A 14703-nucleotide genomic window follows, 5' to 3' on the forward strand; every position below is an offset into this window, starting at 1 on the left:
ATGACCCACTCCCCCGTGCTGCGGCTGAGCGGTGCGGCGTTCACCCATCCGGGCGGCGCCGGCGTCGCCGGCCTCGACCTCGAGATCGGCCGCGGCGAGGCCGTGGCGCTCATCGGGCCGAACGGCGCGGGCAAGTCGACGCTGCTCAAGGGCATCCTCGGGCTGGTGCCGCGAACGGCCGGCACGCTCGAGCTCGGCGGCGCCCGCGCGTCGGAACGCCCGTCGCATTCCCGAAACGGAATGGTCGCGTTCCTGCCGCAGTCGGCCGAGCTCGACGCCGACTTCCCGATCAGCCTCGAGCAGGTCGTCATGCAGGGGCGGTATCGCGGCCTTGGGCTCCTCCGCTGGCCGGGGCGCGCCGACCGCGCAGCGGTCGCACAGGCGCTCGACCGGGTGGGCCTTGCGCAACTCGCCAAGCGCCCGTTCGGCGAGCTCTCCGGCGGCCAGCGGCAGCGCGGCCTGCTCGCCCGGGCGCTCGCCTCGCAGCCCGCGCTGCTCCTCCTCGACGAGCCGTTCAACGGGCTCGACCAGGCCAATCGCGACGCGCTGGTCGAGACGCTCAGGCAGCTCAAGGCCGACGGCGTCGCCGTGCTCGTCTCGACCCACGACCTCGAACTCGCCCGGCTCGTCTGCGACTCGGTGGTGCTCGTCAACGGCACTCAGCTCGCGCACGGCCCGGTCGACGACGTGCTCACCCTCGGCAACGTGCAGGAGTGCTTCGAGGGCGTCGAGGTCGAGATCGACGAGCACACCCTCGTCGTGCCCGGGCACGAAGGACATTGATGCGGACATCGGCATATAAGCCGTCGCGGCGGGGGAGCGGCGCCCGATGACCATCGTCGACGCCCTGTTCTCGGCCTTCGCGATCCCGTTCATGGGGCGCGCCCTCGTCGTGATGCTCGTGCTCGCCGTCGTCGCGGGCGTCGTCGGGGTGCTCGTGAACCTGCGCGGGCTCGAGTTCATCAGCGACGGACTGACTCACGCCGTCTTCCCCGGACTCGCGATCGGCCTCGCCGTCGGCGGTGCGAGCGGGCTGATCCCCGGCGCGGCGATCGCCGCCCTCGCCGGTGCGCTCGCCCTCACCTGGCTCGACCGCGCCGGCGTCACGTCGGACGCCGCGATCGCCATCGTGCTGACGGCCGCCTTCAGCATCGGCGTGATCGTCGTCTCGAAGAGCAGCGACTACGCGGGTGAGCTCGAGGCGCTGCTGTTCGGTCGGGTGCTCACGATTCCGCCCGACCAGGTGCTGCCGCTGGTCGCGGTGAGCGGCGTCGCGCTCGTCGCGGTCGTGGTCACGCTCAAGCAGCAGCTCTTCAGGGCCTTCGACGCCCGGGGGAGTCGCGCTGCGGGAGATTCGGCGCTCGTGCTCGACCTCGTGCTCAACGCGGCGATCGCACTCGTGGTCGTGGCCGCCGCCAGCACGGTCGGCACGCTGCTCGTACTCGCCCTGCTCATCGTGCCGGGGGCGGTGGCGCGGCTCGTGACGATGCGACTGTGGTGGCTGTTCCCCGTCGCTGCCGGCTTCGCCGCAGTGGCGGCATGGCTCGGGCTGGCGGCCGGATTCGCCGTGTCGGTCGGTGCCGGCGTCGACGTGCCGGCCGGGGCGACGATCGTCGCCGTGTTCGTGCTCGGGTACGCGCTCGTACTGGCGGTCGCGCAAGTGGCCGGACGGGTGCGGGGGAGCGGGGTCGGGCGGTCGGGCTTCGAGCCGCTTCCTCCGGCGTCGGATGCTCCTCGGCAAGCGCGGACAGGGGCGCGCCGTCCTGCGGCGCCGCTCGAGCACGCCGAGCGTGCGAGGCGAGCCGGGGAGGAGCGCTGATGGGCTACTTCGAGCGGGCGCTGCTCGCCGCCATCGTCATCGGCGTGGGCGCAGGATTCGTCGGGGCGCTCGTCGTGCTGCGCAAGCGCACCTTCTTCGCGCAGGCCCTCACCCACGGCACCTATCCCGGCGCAGTCGCCGCGGCGGCCCTCGGGGTGAGCGTGCCCGCCGGTGCGGCCGTGGCCTCGATCGTGCTCGTGGCGGTCATGGCCGGCATCGCCCGTGTCCGCCGGCAGGGTGCCCAAGTCGCCGCCGGCATCGTGCTCACCGGCGGTTTCGCGGCCGGCGCCCTGCTGCAGGCCCTCCTCCCGGGCCTCCCGGTGCGCGCCGAGAGCCTGCTCGTCGGCTCGATCCTGACGGTGAGCGACGGAGACATTCTGCTCGCGGCATGTGTGGCAGCGGTCGCGATCGCGGTGGTCGCGCTCATCGGCAAGGAGATCGCGTTCTCGACCTTCGATCCGGCGGGGTTCCGCGCGATGGGCTACCGCGAATGGCCGATCGAGCTCGTCGTGCTCGGCCTCACCGCGGCCTCGGTCGTGAGCTCGCTCCCCGCCGTCGGCGCGATCCTCGCGATCGCGCTCATCGCGGCACCCGCGGCGGCCGCGCGGCTCGTGGCCGGTTCGTTCCGCGGCGTGCTCCTGGCGGCGCCCGTGATCGGCGCGGCGTCGGGCGTCATCGGCGTCCTCGCCTCCCGCATGTTCGCGGTCGCGGCCGGCCCGGCGATCGCGCTCGCGGCGACCGCGTTCTTCCTGCTCGCGCTGGGGATCTCCAAGCTCCGCGCGCTACCGTTGAAGCGGACCGACATCCCCGTCGAGACCGCGGAGGGCGCACGGATCGCATGATGAAACGCAACACCTGGCAGCGCGAGGCCGTGCGCGAGGCCCTCGACACGACCGAGGGGTTCATCAGCGCGCAGGCGCTGCATTCGGCGCTGCACGCGAGCGGTTCGCCGATCGGGCTCGCGACGGTCTATCGCGCGCTCGGCGACCTCGCCTCGAGCGGCGAGGCCGACTCGCTGCAGTCGCCCGACGGCGAGGCGCTGTACCGCGCCTGCTCGACCGCGGGCCACCATCACCACCTCATCTGCCGCAACTGCGGGCTCACGGTCGAGATCGAAGCCACCGAGGTCGAGGCCTGGGCGAAGGGCATCGCCGCCGAGCACGGGTTCACCGAGGCCGCGCACGTCGTCGACGTGTTCGGGCTCTGCGCCGACTGCACGCGACTCGCGGCGACGACGGAAAGCCCTGATGGAGCCCGTTAAAACCGTGCTCGGTTTGGGTTCCGCCACGAACCTCGTTACGGTGGGGTGCGGTCCTGCAAGACCGTCCGCCCAGTCCGCGGTTCGATATTCCCGAACGGGAATCATCGGAACGTATGGTTCGGCGGCGAGGCATCCGGCCCCGATGGCCGGCTGCGACGAAGCCCTGTTTCGCCCGGCGCCCCCATGATGCGCCCGGCTTGAGTGCCGGGCTTCCGACTCGCCGTCAACCCGGCCGTGACCCAGGAGTTCGGCGCGCCCGGACTCGACCGCGAAACGCCCGGCGTTCGCGGTGATCGGCGCGCGCCCTCGGGGAGCCAGACCATGTCAGACACGACCGCACTCGAAGTGCGCCACCTCACCAAGTTCTTCGGCCGGAAGCCACGCGAAGCACTGCAGCGACTGCGGCAGGGCGCCGGGCGCGACGAACTCGCGCCGCTCGGCACCGCCGCGGTCATCGACGCCGACTTCGACGTGCGGCGAGGTGAGATCTTCGTCGTGATGGGCCTCTCGGGCTCGGGCAAGTCGACGCTCATCCGCATGCTCAACGGGCTGGTCGAGCCGACCGACGGCACCGTCACCGTGATGGGGGAGCAGATCAGCGGCGTGGCCTCGAAGCGACTGCGCGCCGTGCGCCGCCGCCGGGTGTCGATGGTCTTCCAGCACTTCGCCCTGCTGCCGCATCGCACGGTGCTCGAGAACGCCGCCTACGGCCTCGAGATCCAGGGCGTGCCGCCGGCCGAGCGCCGGGCCCGCGCCGAACGCATCCTCGAGCGCGTCGGCCTCGGCGGCTGGAGCGACACGCTTCCCTCGGCGCTCTCGGGCGGGATGCAGCAGCGCGTCGGCCTCGCCCGCGCCCTCGCCGCCGACACGGACATCCTGCTCATGGACGAGGCGTTCTCGGCGCTCGACCCGCTCATCCGGCGCGAGATGCAGGAGCAGCTCGTCGAACTCCAGCAGGAGCTCGGCAAGACCATCGTGTTCATCACGCACGACCTGAACGAGGCGATGTTCCTCGGCGACCGCATCGCGATGATGCGCGACGGCCGGGTGGTGCAGATCGGCACCGCCGAGGAGATCCTCACCGATCCGGCCGACGACTACGTCGCCCACTTCGTGCAGGACGTCGACCGGGCGCGCGTGCTCACCGCGGGCAACGTGATGGAGGCGCCGCGCGCGGTCGCGACCGCCTCGGCCGGTCCGCGTGCCGCACTGCGGACGATGCGCGACCTGCAGACCTCCATGGTGTTCGTCGTCGGCAACGGCCGGCGCCTGCTCGGCGTCGCGCACGACCGCGACGTGCTGCGCCTCGTGCAGCGAGGCGAGCGGGACCTCGGCCTCGCGATCAGCGACGACCATCCGGTCGTGGGCGTCGACGAGCACCTCGCCGAACTGCTCGGCAGCGCCGTCGAGAGCCAGCTCCCGCTCGCGGTCGTGGACGGCGAGGGACGCCTCCTCGGCGCCGTGCCCAGGGTGACCCTGCTCGCCGCGCTCGGCAACGTCAGCACGGACACCGCCGAGCAGGTGATCATCGACACGCCGGCCACGATCTCGGTCGACGTCATCACCGAGACCCTGCACCGCACCGCGGGTGCGGAGGCGGCGGTCGCCGACGCGCCGCCGGTCGAGACGGTGCCGGCCGACGCATCACCCGTCGTGGTCGCGGGGGAGGGGAGCCTGGCATGACCGAGTTCCGCCTTCCGCTCGGCGAGTGGGTCGCCGCGTTCATCGATTTCATCACCGAGGTGCTCGGCGGGTTCTTCCGCGTCGTCCGCGATGTCTTCGCCGGCTTCTACGACCTCGTCGAGTTCGTGCTGCAGACGCCGCCGTTCTGGGTCGTCATCCTCGCGATCGCGGCGATCGCCTGGTTCGCGAAGGGCTGGAAGCTCGCGGTCGGCACCGCCGTCGGCCTCGTCGTGATCGTCGGCGTCGACCAGTGGGACAACGCGATGGCGACCCTCGCCCTCGTGCTCGTCGCGAGCGCGATCGCGGTCGTCGTGGCGATCCCGGTGGGCGTGCTCGCCGCCCGTTCCGACGGGGCGTCGCGCGTCATCCGGCCGATCCTCGACTTCATGCAGACGATGCCCGCGATGGTGTACCTGATCCCGGCGCTCATCCTGTTCCGCGTCGGCGTCGTGCCGGGCATCGTCGCGACGATCATCTTCGCCATGGCCCCCGGGGTGCGCCTCACCGAGCTCGGCATCCGCGGTGTCGACCGCGAGGTGGTCGAGGCGGGGCACGCCTTCGGCTCGTCGCCGTGGCGCATCCTCCGCCAGATCCAGCTCCCGCTCGCGATGCCGAGCATCATGGCCGGCGTCAACCAGGTCATCATGCTGTCGCTGTCGATGGTCGTCATCGCCGGCATGGTCGGCGCGGGCGGACTCGGCGGCGACGTCGTGCAGTCGCTCACGCGCATCGACGTCGGACTCGGATTCGAGGCGGGCATCTCCGTCGTGGTCCTCGCGATCATCCTCGATCGCATCACCGGAGCGCTCGGAGCCCCACGGACCCGGCGCCCGCGCCGGCAGCGAGGGGATGCCTCGGCGCCGACGAGGCACGCGTCGGGCGACGCGGGCCGCGGCCCCGGGCAGCCCGAGCCCGTCGCGGCGGGCGCCCGCGCCGAGGCATCCGCCCCGACCGGCTGACCGGCCTCGCTCGAGCCGCGACCGAAGCGTCGCATCGAGGCGGGCCGCCGTCTCGACACAGGTCCTCCTGCGTCGAGCGCCGCCCGGCCGACGGCGCTCCCATCGACCTCACCCCGACCCGCGACCCTGCTCGCGGAGGAAAGGAAGCACCATGAAGCACCGCACCATCACGGGGGCGCTCGCCCTCGGCGCCGTCGCGACGCTCGCCCTGAGCGGCTGCGCCGCCGGCGCACCGGCCGAGACCCTCGAGAACGGCGACCGCAAGGACGTCACGATCGCCGTGTTCAACGGCTGGGACGAGGGCATCGCCGCGAGCGAGCTGTGGAAGGCCGTGCTCACCGAGCAGGGTTACGACGTCACGCTCGAGTACGCCGACCCGGCTCCCGTCTACTCGGGCCTCACGTCGGACGACTACGACGTCACCCTCGACACCTGGCTGCCGATCACGCACGCCGACTACATCGAGCAGTACGGCGACGACCTCGTCGATCTCGGGGCCTGGAACGAGGACGCGAAGCTCACCATCGCGGTGAACGAGGACGCGCCGATCGATTCGCTCGACGAGCTCGCCGCGAACGCCGACCTGTTCGGCAACCGGCTCGTCGGCATCGAGCCGGGGTCGGGCCTCAACCGGGTGACGGAGGACGAGGTCATCCCGACCTACGGCCTCGAGAAGGTCGAGTACCTCACGAGCTCGACGCCTGCGATGCTCTCCGAGCTCACGGCTGCGACCAAGGCCGGCGAGAACATCGCCGTCACCCTGTGGCGTCCGCACTGGGCGTACGACGCGTTCCCGCTCAAGGACCTCGAGGACCCCGAGGGCGCGCTCGGCGACGCCGAGGGCATCCACGCGTTCGGCGGCAAGAGCTTCGAGGCGAGCTTCCCGACGCTGAGCGGCTGGCTCGAGGACTTCGAGATGGACAGCGAGCTGCTCTTCTCGCTCGAGAACGCCATGTTCAACGAGGCCGACACCGACGACTACGGGCCCGTCGTCGAGCAGTGGATCGCCGACAACCAGGAGTACGTCGACGGGCTCACCGAGTAGGGGAGCGGACTCCGCCGACACGACACGGCGGGTGGTGGATGCCTCGCGGCGTCCGTCACCCGCCGTCGTCATGTCGGCGCGTCATCCGGACGGGAGCGTCATCACCCCCGAACGATGGTCATCGCCGTCGCGCGGTTCATGCGATCTGCGTGACACGGCCGCCGCCCGCCGAGGTCTAGCATCGCGATCGGATGCGACGTTCGGGGGAACGGCTCCTCTCGCTCGCGCACCTCGGCGATGCCCCGACGGCATCGCGCACGGCAACGCATGGAGGGATGACGATGACCGAGCAGTCCGACAACGAGTACACCCCGAGGTTCGCGCGGCCGGGGGAGGCGACGGTCACCACGGGGCACCGCATCCCCGAGAACGAGTCGCTGCCGCAGACGGCGTACCAGATCATCCGCGACGAGGTCATGCTCGACGGCAACGCCCGGCTGAACCTCGCGACCTTCGTCACGACGTGGATGGACGACGAGGCCAAGGCGCTGTACACCGAGGCGTTCGACAAGAACATGATCGACAAGGACGAGTACCCGCAGACCGCGGCGATCGAGGAGAAGTGCTGGCGCATGCTTGCCGACCTCTGGCACTCGCCCGACCCCGACGGCACGATCGGCACGTCGACCATCGGCTCGTCGGAGGCGGCGATGCTCGGCGGCCTCGCGATGAAGCGCCGCTGGCAGCAGGCCCGCCGCGCCGCCGGCAAGGACGCCTCCAAGCCGAACATGATCATGTCGAGCGCCGTGCAGGTCTGCTGGGAGAAGTTCTGCAACTACTTCGACGTCGAGCCGCGCTACGTGCCGGTGAGCGACGAGTACCCGATGCTCGACGGCGCCCAGCTCGAGGAGTATGTCGACGAGAACACGATCGGCGTCGTCGTGATCATGGGCGTCACCTACACGGGCGCGTACGAGCCGGTCAAGCAGATCTCGGAGGCGCTCGACGCGCTGCAGGCGAAGACCGGGCTCGACGTGCCGATCCACGTCGACGGCGCGTCGGGTGCGATGATCGCGCCGTTCATCCAGCCCGACCTCGAGTGGGACTTCCGGCTGCCGCGCGTGCACTCGATCAACACCTCGGGTCACAAGTACGGCCTCGTCTACCCCGGCCTCGGCTGGGTCGTCTGGCGCACCGCCGACGTGCTGCCCGACGACCTCATCTTCCGGGTGAGCTACCTCGGCGGCTCGATGCCGACGCTCGCGCTCAACTTCTCGCGTCCAGGGGCGCAGGTGCTCCTGCAGTACTTCCTCTTCCTGCGGCTCGGCGTCAAGGGCTATGCCGCGGTGCAACAGGCCTCGCAGGACGTTGCCGTGTACCTCTCCAAGGGCATCGCGGAGATCGGCGCCTTCGACCTGATCAGCGACGGCACCGACATCCCCGTCTTCGCCTGGCGGCTCAAGCCGGGGCACACCGACAACTGGAACCTGTACCACCTGCAGGACCGCCTGCGGCAGAAGGGATGGCTCGTGCCCGCCTACCCGCTGCCCGACAACATGGCCGACCGCACGGTGCAGCGCATCGTCGTCCGCAACGGACTCAGCATGGACCTCGCCACGGATCTGCTCCGCGACATCCAGTCCGAGACCGCCTACCTCGACCAGCTCGAATCGCCGATGCCCGTCGAGGGCAACCGTCCGGCTTTCCACCACTAGGAGGCGACTGAGATGACCAAGCAGGCGACCGAGTCGCCGCGGCTCGGAAAGAACCACCCGCTTGCGCCGAAGACGGCGCACACGGCATTCCTCGGTGCCGGCCAGCTGGCCCTGCTCACCCTCGTCGTGGTCGCGAGCCTGCGCTCGCTGCCGGCGATGGCGGTCTACGGGCTCGGCAGCGTGACCCTGTACATCATCCCGGCCATCTTCTTCCTCATCCCCACCGCGCTCGTCGCGGCGGAGCTCGCGACGGGGTGGAAGGGCGGCGTCTACGTCTGGGTGCGGGAGGCCTTCGGCAATCGATGGGGCTTCACCGCAGTCTGGCTGCAGTGGATCCAGAACGTGGTCTGGTACCCGACGCAGATCGCCTTCATCGCGGCGGCGATCGCGTTCGTCTTCATGGATCCGTCGCTCGCGAACTCGGGCCTCTACACGGCGATCATCATCCTGGTGCTGTACTGGGGGTCGACGCTCATCGCCCTCCGCGGCGGCAACCTGTTCGCGAAGCTCGGGTCGTGGGGCGGCATCCTCGGAACGCTCTTCCCGGCCGCGCTGCTCATCGTGTTCGGCTTCATCTGGCTGGGCACGGGCGAGCCGAGCGAGGTGCCGCTCGGGGCGGCGAACATGATCCCGCCGTTCACGGGCATCGCGTCGATCGTGCTGATCGTCTCGAACATCCTCGCCTACGCGGGCATGGAGGTGAACGCCGTGCACGTGAACCAGATGAAGGACCCCGGCCGCGGCTACCCCAAGTCGATCCTGCTCGCATCGGTGCTGATCCTCGCGGTCTTCATCCTGCCGACGATCGCGATCGCGATCGCCGTGCCGAACAAGGACCTGGGGCTCACGAACGGCATCATGCTCGCGTTCCAGGAGTACTTCGACACGTTCGGCATGTCGTGGGCGACGCCCGTCATCTCGGCGCTCATCGCGGCGGGTGCGCTCGCCTCGGTGCTCACCTGGATCGCCGGTCCGTCGAAGGGCCTGCTCGCCGCCGCCGAGTCGGGGCTGCTGCCGCGCGGACTCCAGAAGCGCAACAAGGAGGGCGTGCAGTCGGGCATCCTGATGCTGCAGGGCACGATCGTGACGCTGCTCGCGGCGATGTTCATCTTCATCCCCAACGTGAACTCGGCGTTCATCGCGCTCGTCGACATGGCCGCGGCGCTCTACCTGATCATGTACATGCTCATGTTCGCCGCCGCGATCCGGCTGCGCCGCAAGGAGCCCGACGTCAAGCGCGCCTACCGCGTGCCGGCGATGGGGTTCATCGCGGGCGTCGGGTTCCTGGGATGCCTCGCCGCCTTCTGCCTCGCGTTCATCCCGCCGAGCGGCTTCGACTCGATGTCGGCCGGCATGTACGCGCTGGTGGTGCTCGGCGTCATCCTGCTGCTGGGAGTGCCGCCGCTGCTCTTCTACGCGTTCCGCCGCCCCTCCTGGGACCTGCGGTCCGACGAGGAGAAGGCCATGCGCGGCACCCATCAGGAGGACGAGGGGGCACCGGCCGCCTCGGCCGCCTCGACCGCACCGCCGGGCGACGCCGCGACGAGCGGCTGAGCGCGCCCGTCGAACGGCCCACGGGAGCATCCCGTGGGCCGTTCGGCACCCCACCCGATCACAACATCGCAGCGACAGAAAGGCCGTCATGCTCTTCGACATGAGCGCCACCCCGATCACGTTCGGCGACTTCGTCTGGACCGGTGACTTCACGACGATCGACCTGATCGCCGCGACGACGAACGCCCTCAACGGCGCGCTGCTCGCGCGCCGTCCCGATCACTACCGCAACTACACGATCGTCGGCATCCTCCTGATGGCGCTCGTCGGCGGCATCGGCGGCGGCGTCGCTCGCGACGTGCTGCTCGGCGACGTGCCGTCGGCGCTCACCAACCCGGCGTACATCCTGCTCTGCCTCGTCGCGGGACTCATCGGGTACGCGCTCGCCTTCAAGGGCGGGCAGCTGTTCCGCGAGGGACTGTTCCAGTTCATGACCTCGTTCTCGCTGCCCTGGTACGCGATCGTCGGGGCGCAGAAGGCGGTCGAGGCGGGGCTGCCCATCCTCGGCGCACTCGCGCTCGCCGTGGTCGGCCCGACCGCCGGGCGCTACTTCATCGACGTTACGAGCGGGGTGCCGCCGAAGCAGTTCATCCGCGGCGAGTGGTTCGTCGGCATCGCGGCGCTCACCGGGCTCGTGTGGATCGTCTGCGACGCGTTCGGCCTGAACACGTGGCTCGCGACCGGGATCGCCTTCATCATCGGATTCACCCTGCGCGTGCTCGCGCTCTACCTCGGCTGGGAGGAGCCGCTCGCGAGGGAGCCGAAGGGCGTCTACCAGCACAGCAACGGGCGACCGCTGCTCGGCCGCAAGCTCGCGGGCAAGTCGGTGCGCGAGATGCGCGACCTCGGCCTGGTCGTCGAGACGGCGGCGCCGGCCGGTGCCGACGGCGGTGCTCCGGGCGATGCGAAGTAGCCCGAGGATCGCCCCGGCGGGGCGGATGGGCCAAGATGAGGGCATGGCACGCGATGCGCCGTCACCGGATCGGCCGGCCCGCCCGACCCCGCAGGGCGATCGTCGCCTGCGCCGCGAGGCGTGGGGCTTCGCGCTCGGGTCGATCTGCTTCTTCGTCGGCCCGCTGCCGGCGTACGCCGCGTGGGCGGGCGACGTCGGCGTCGCGGTCACCTTCTTCATCGGGTCGCTGCTGTTCACGACCGCGGGATTCATCCAGCTGAGCCTGAGCGGGCGCCGCCCGCCTCGGAGGGGCATGAACGCCGCCGACCGGGCCGACTGGTTCGCCGCGGCGATCCAGTTCGTCGGCACGCTCTTCTTCAACGTGAGCACCGGGTCGGCGCTCGTCGCGGCGGTGCAGCATCCCGATGCGGTCGGCGTCGGTTGGCGGCCCGACGCACTCGGCTCGATCGCGTTCCTCGTCTCGAGCGGCCTCGCGGTCGTCGCGACGAGGGACCGCGGGCGGCTCTGGGACCGCGACGCGCGCACCTGGCACGGCACGGGCCTCAACCTGCTCGGCTCGATCGCCTTCGGCGTCTCGGCGGTCGCCGCCTACGTCGTCCCGACGACCGGCGATCTCGTGAGTCTGTTCTGGACGAACCTCGGCACGGTGATCGGCGCGCTCTGCTTCTTCATCGCGGCCGTGCTGTCGCGACGCACGGTGCTCCGCGAGGAGCACGAGGCGGCCGCCGCCTCCTGATCCGGCTCTGGATGCTTCGGCGCCGACGTGCGACGGGCGCCGGCGCCGAGGCATCCGCCGGCCGGAATTCGGTCGCGACCGGGGCGTCTGGTAAGCTGACTCGTTGGCTGGGTACTTCCACTACCCAGACCGCGACAATCCCACGCAGATCACCGCGAGAAATCGCGCGATTCGGCGTGTGAGCGTCAGCAGACAAGAGACCTTGGGAGGGGCATCGCCCCTCGGTATTGGAGGAAACCAATGGCAGCAGTGTGCCAGGTGACCGGCGCCGTTCCCGGCTTCGGTCACAACATCTCGCACTCGCACCGCCGGACGAAGCGCCGCTTCGACCCGAACGTGCAGAAGAAGACGTACTACGTGCCGTCGCTTCGTCGGAACATCACGATCAACGTGTCCGCCAAGGGCATCAAGGTCATCGACGCCCGTGGCATCGAGGCCGTCGTTCGTGACATGCAGGCTCGTGGGGTGAAGATCTAATGGCGAAGCAGCAGGACATCCGTCCCATCATCAAGCTCCGTTCGACGGCCGGCACCGGGTACACCTACGTGACCCGCAAGAACCGTCGCAACAACCCCGACCGCCTCGTGCTCAAGAAGTACGACCCCGTGGTGCGCAAGCACGTCGACTTCCGAGAGGAGCGCTAAGACATGGCGAAGAAGAGCAAGATCGCGCGCAACGAGCAGCGCAAGGTGATCGTCGACCGTTACGCGGCGAAGCGCCTCGAGCTGAAGAAGGCGCTCGTCGACCCCAACGGCACCGACGAGAGCCGCGAGGCCGCCCGCGTCGGCCTGCAGAAGCTTCCCCGCAACGCCTCGCCGGTGCGCGTGCGTTCGCGTGACGCCATCGACGGTCGCCCCCGCGGCAACCTCTCGAAGTTCGGCATCTCGCGTGTCCGCTTCCGTGACATGGCGCACCGCGGCGAACTGCCCGGCATCACCAAGTCGAGCTGGTAAGCAGTAGCTTCACGCTTCACGAAGAGGGGCGCTCCGGATTCTCCGGGGCGCCCCTCTTCTGTCGTCTCCGCCGTCGCTGGAGGGGTACACGAGGTGCCCGGCGACGGGGGACTCCCCGTGCGGGTGCCACCACCACGGGGGCCTGCCGGGGCGAGCCGACCGGCCCCTAGCGTTGACGGACCGCACGCATGCGTGCGCATGCGATCACCGACGAGAGAGGGCAGCCCGATGAAGCGCTGGAGTGGATGGGGCGGATCGATCGCCGGGGCGGCCACGGCCGCCGTGCTCGTACTGGGCGGCGGTGCGATCGCGTACGCCGACGACATCGAATCCATCGTCACCGTCGACGACCTGGTGGTGTCGACGCCGGTCGTGGACCTCGGCGTGCTCGGCTGCGGTACGAGCAAGGACATCGTGGTGAAGCTCAACCTCGACCGGGGCGGGGCCGGCGCCGCGACGATCTTCGAGAACGGTGCCGACATCGCCTTCTCGCGCACCTCGCAGACGAACGTCGAAGCGTCGCAGCCTTCGCCGACGACCATCACGCTCCCCGGCGACTGGGCGACCCTCGACCAGAACTCGACCGTCGACAGCGCGCAGACCAGTTCGACGATCACGGTGGCGGCCGGCGACACGAACGGCCCGGCCACCGGATCGGTCGGCTACCGGGCGACCGGGAAGGTGCTCAACGGGGACACGAAGCACCGGGACGCCACCGTGTCGGTGAGCTGGACGGTCGAGAACTGCGGCGGCGTCGACCCCGTCGACGTGACGGGCCCGGTCGTGGTGCTGACGTGCCCGACCGATCCGATCCCACGTGGTGCGGCCGCCGAGGCGACGTGGACGGCGACCGACGAGGCGGGCGGTTCGGGCGTGGCCGAGGGCTACGAGGGCGGGACGTTCGCGCTCGACACGGCGACGCTCGGCGAGCACACGTTCAACGCTCCAGCGGGCACCGCGGTCGACAATGCGGGCAACCCGTCCGCCGAGGCATCCTGCACGTACACCGTGGTCGACGTGACGCCGCCCGTCGTCCTGTTGGCCTGCCCGACCGGTCCGGTGCTGCTCGGCGCGGTCGCCGAGGCGACGTGGACGGCGACCGACGAGGCGGGCGGTTCGGGCGTGGCCGAGGGCTACGAGAGCGGTTCGATCGCGCTCGACACCTCGAGCGTCGGTACGAAGACGGCGACGGCGGCCGAGGGCGCGGCCCGCGACAACGCCGGCAACCCGTCGGCCGCGGTGTCGTGCGAGTACTCGGTGATCTACGACTTCGCCGGGTTCTTCCGCCCGGTCGACATGGGCGGTGTGGTCAACTCGGTCAAGGCGGGCAGCGCCGTGCCGATGAAGTTCAGCCTCGACGGCGACCAGGGCCTCGACATCATCGCGGCCGGCTACCCGAGGGCGACGTTCACGTCGTGCGACGCGAATGCACCGGTCGACGCGGTCGAGTCGACGGTCACCGCGGGCGGCAGCAGCCTGACCTACGACCCGGTCGCCGGGCAGTACGTCTATGTCTGGAAGACCGACAAGAGCTGGGCCGGCAGGTGCGGCACGTTCGAGCTGAAGCTCGACGACGGGGTGACCCGCACGGCGAAGTTCAAGTTCCTGAAGTAGACCGAACAGCCTCCAAGCTCCCGACACGCCGTGGGAATTCGTCCGAGAGGGCCGGAAATCCGCGGGATTCCGCGGATCTCTGTTACATTCGAGGCGGCCTGATCGGCCACGGGGGCATCAGAGGATCGTCTCCGAGTTCTTCAACTCAATGCTGTTGCATACAGCGAACGTCCGAGGAGGACATTCAATGGCTGACAAGTCGCTGAACAAGACCGAGCTCGTCGCGAAGATCGCTGCGTCGACCGGCCAGAGCCAGGCCACCGTCGACGCCGTGCTCGGCGGTCTGTTCGACGCGCTCGCCGACTCCGTGGGCTCGGGCACCAAGGTCTCCATCCCGGGCTGGCTCGCCGTCGAGCGCACGCACCGCGCTGCGCGCACCGGCCGCAACCCGCAGACGGGCGCGACCATCGAGATCCCGGCCGGCTACTCGGTCAAGGTCTCGGCCGGTTCGAAGCTCAAGGCTGCTGCCAAGTAACCAGAGCCTTCCCGGAGGGGCGCACGGCGAGAGCCG

Annotated in this window: 16 protein-coding genes; all 16 read left to right on the forward strand. The window is 70.3% G+C overall.

Features of this window, described 5'->3' with window-relative positions:
- Positions 1-783 carry a metal ABC transporter ATP-binding protein gene (locus ACWGPE_RS05965; RefSeq protein WP_452048335.1) on the forward strand — a complete coding sequence of 261 codons (783 nt, stop codon included), beginning with the start codon at positions 1-3 and terminating at the stop codon, positions 781-783.
- A 46-nt stretch (positions 784-829) separates the two neighbouring features.
- The gene (locus tag ACWGPE_RS05970) at positions 830-1819 is read left to right on the forward strand and encodes a metal ABC transporter permease (protein ID WP_452048336.1); all 990 of its coding nucleotides are present in this window, start codon (positions 830-832) and stop codon (positions 1817-1819) included.
- Positions 1819-2661: a metal ABC transporter permease gene (locus tag ACWGPE_RS05975; protein ID WP_231429319.1), complete on the forward strand. Its 843-nt coding sequence runs from the start codon at positions 1819-1821 to the stop codon at positions 2659-2661. The genes ACWGPE_RS05970 and ACWGPE_RS05975 overlap by 1 nt, the downstream gene beginning before the upstream one ends.
- Positions 2658-3080, forward strand: a complete 423-nt coding sequence (locus ACWGPE_RS05980; RefSeq protein ID WP_452048337.1) for a Fur family transcriptional regulator — start codon at positions 2658-2660, stop codon at positions 3078-3080. Before ACWGPE_RS05975 ends, ACWGPE_RS05980 begins: the two co-directional genes overlap by 4 nt.
- Positions 3081-3401: 321 nt before the next feature.
- Positions 3402-4763 (forward strand): quaternary amine ABC transporter ATP-binding protein, encoded by a 1362-nt coding sequence (locus ACWGPE_RS05985; protein ID WP_452048338.1) that lies wholly within the window; start codon positions 3402-3404, stop codon positions 4761-4763.
- Entirely contained in the window at positions 4760-5722 is a 963-nt protein-coding gene (locus ACWGPE_RS05990; RefSeq protein WP_452048339.1) for an ABC transporter permease, read from the forward strand. The genes ACWGPE_RS05985 and ACWGPE_RS05990 overlap by 4 nt, the downstream gene beginning before the upstream one ends.
- A gap of 151 nt (positions 5723-5873) precedes the next feature.
- A complete protein-coding gene (locus ACWGPE_RS05995; protein WP_452048340.1) occupies positions 5874-6767 on the forward strand; it encodes a glycine betaine ABC transporter substrate-binding protein in 894 nt (297 codons plus the stop codon).
- A gap of 281 nt (positions 6768-7048) precedes the next feature.
- Positions 7049-8422, forward strand: coding sequence for a glutamate decarboxylase (locus tag ACWGPE_RS06000; protein WP_275507024.1), 1374 nt, complete (start codon positions 7049-7051; stop codon positions 8420-8422).
- A 12-nt stretch (positions 8423-8434) separates the two neighbouring features.
- Positions 8435-9976 (forward strand): amino acid permease, encoded by a 1542-nt coding sequence (locus ACWGPE_RS06005; protein WP_275507025.1) that lies wholly within the window; start codon positions 8435-8437, stop codon positions 9974-9976.
- 100 nt (positions 9977-10076) lie between these two features.
- Positions 10077-10889, forward strand: coding sequence for a trimeric intracellular cation channel family protein (locus tag ACWGPE_RS06010; RefSeq protein ID WP_231429326.1), 813 nt, complete (start codon positions 10077-10079; stop codon positions 10887-10889).
- 43 nt (positions 10890-10932) lie between these two features.
- A complete protein-coding gene (locus ACWGPE_RS06015; RefSeq protein ID WP_231429327.1) occupies positions 10933-11625 on the forward strand; it encodes a hypothetical protein in 693 nt (230 codons plus the stop codon).
- A gap of 240 nt (positions 11626-11865) precedes the next feature.
- Positions 11866-12102: a 50S ribosomal protein L28 gene (gene rpmB / locus ACWGPE_RS06020; RefSeq protein WP_231429328.1), complete on the forward strand. Its 237-nt coding sequence runs from the start codon at positions 11866-11868 to the stop codon at positions 12100-12102.
- A complete protein-coding gene (gene rpmG, locus ACWGPE_RS06025; RefSeq protein ID WP_021760158.1) occupies positions 12102-12269 on the forward strand; it encodes a 50S ribosomal protein L33 in 168 nt (55 codons plus the stop codon). Before rpmB ends, rpmG begins: the two co-directional genes overlap by 1 nt.
- A gap of 3 nt (positions 12270-12272) precedes the next feature.
- Positions 12273-12578, forward strand: coding sequence for a 30S ribosomal protein S14 (gene rpsN / locus ACWGPE_RS06030; RefSeq protein WP_231045429.1), 306 nt, complete (start codon positions 12273-12275; stop codon positions 12576-12578).
- A gap of 228 nt (positions 12579-12806) precedes the next feature.
- Positions 12807-14192, forward strand: a complete 1386-nt coding sequence (locus ACWGPE_RS06035; protein ID WP_452048341.1) for a PxKF domain-containing protein — start codon at positions 12807-12809, stop codon at positions 14190-14192.
- A 187-nt stretch (positions 14193-14379) separates the two neighbouring features.
- Positions 14380-14667, forward strand: coding sequence for an HU family DNA-binding protein (locus ACWGPE_RS06040; RefSeq protein WP_231429330.1), 288 nt, complete (start codon positions 14380-14382; stop codon positions 14665-14667).
- Positions 14668-14703 lie beyond the last annotated feature (36 nt).

It is taken from the genome of Agromyces sp. NPDC055658, assembly GCF_053618155.1.

Bases quoted from the DNA above. Each gene is read 5' to 3' on its own strand.
- ACWGPE_RS05965 (WP_452048335.1), top strand. From the start codon at position 1: ATGACCCACTCCCCCGTGCTGCGGCTGAGCGGTGCGGCGTTCACCCAT.
- ACWGPE_RS05970 (WP_452048336.1), top strand. From the start codon at position 830: ATGACCATCGTCGACGCCCTGTTCTCGGCCTTCGCGATCCCGTTCATG.
- ACWGPE_RS05975 (WP_231429319.1), top strand. From the start codon at position 1,819: ATGGGCTACTTCGAGCGGGCGCTGCTCGCCGCCATCGTCATCGGCGTG.
- ACWGPE_RS05980 (WP_452048337.1), top strand. From the start codon at position 2,658: ATGATGAAACGCAACACCTGGCAGCGCGAGGCCGTGCGCGAGGCCCTC.
- ACWGPE_RS05985 (WP_452048338.1), top strand. From the start codon at position 3,402: ATGTCAGACACGACCGCACTCGAAGTGCGCCACCTCACCAAGTTCTTC.
- ACWGPE_RS05990 (WP_452048339.1), top strand. From the start codon at position 4,760: ATGACCGAGTTCCGCCTTCCGCTCGGCGAGTGGGTCGCCGCGTTCATC.
- ACWGPE_RS05995 (WP_452048340.1), top strand. From the start codon at position 5,874: ATGAAGCACCGCACCATCACGGGGGCGCTCGCCCTCGGCGCCGTCGCG.
- ACWGPE_RS06000 (WP_275507024.1), top strand. From the start codon at position 7,049: ATGACCGAGCAGTCCGACAACGAGTACACCCCGAGGTTCGCGCGGCCG.
- ACWGPE_RS06005 (WP_275507025.1), top strand. From the start codon at position 8,435: ATGACCAAGCAGGCGACCGAGTCGCCGCGGCTCGGAAAGAACCACCCG.
- ACWGPE_RS06010 (WP_231429326.1), top strand. From the start codon at position 10,077: ATGAGCGCCACCCCGATCACGTTCGGCGACTTCGTCTGGACCGGTGAC.
- ACWGPE_RS06015 (WP_231429327.1), top strand. From the start codon at position 10,933: ATGGCACGCGATGCGCCGTCACCGGATCGGCCGGCCCGCCCGACCCCG.
- rpmB (WP_231429328.1), top strand. From the start codon at position 11,866: ATGGCAGCAGTGTGCCAGGTGACCGGCGCCGTTCCCGGCTTCGGTCAC.
- rpmG (WP_021760158.1), top strand. From the start codon at position 12,102: ATGGCGAAGCAGCAGGACATCCGTCCCATCATCAAGCTCCGTTCGACG.
- rpsN (WP_231045429.1), top strand. From the start codon at position 12,273: ATGGCGAAGAAGAGCAAGATCGCGCGCAACGAGCAGCGCAAGGTGATC.
- ACWGPE_RS06035 (WP_452048341.1), top strand. From the start codon at position 12,807: ATGAAGCGCTGGAGTGGATGGGGCGGATCGATCGCCGGGGCGGCCACG.
- ACWGPE_RS06040 (WP_231429330.1), top strand. From the start codon at position 14,380: ATGGCTGACAAGTCGCTGAACAAGACCGAGCTCGTCGCGAAGATCGCT.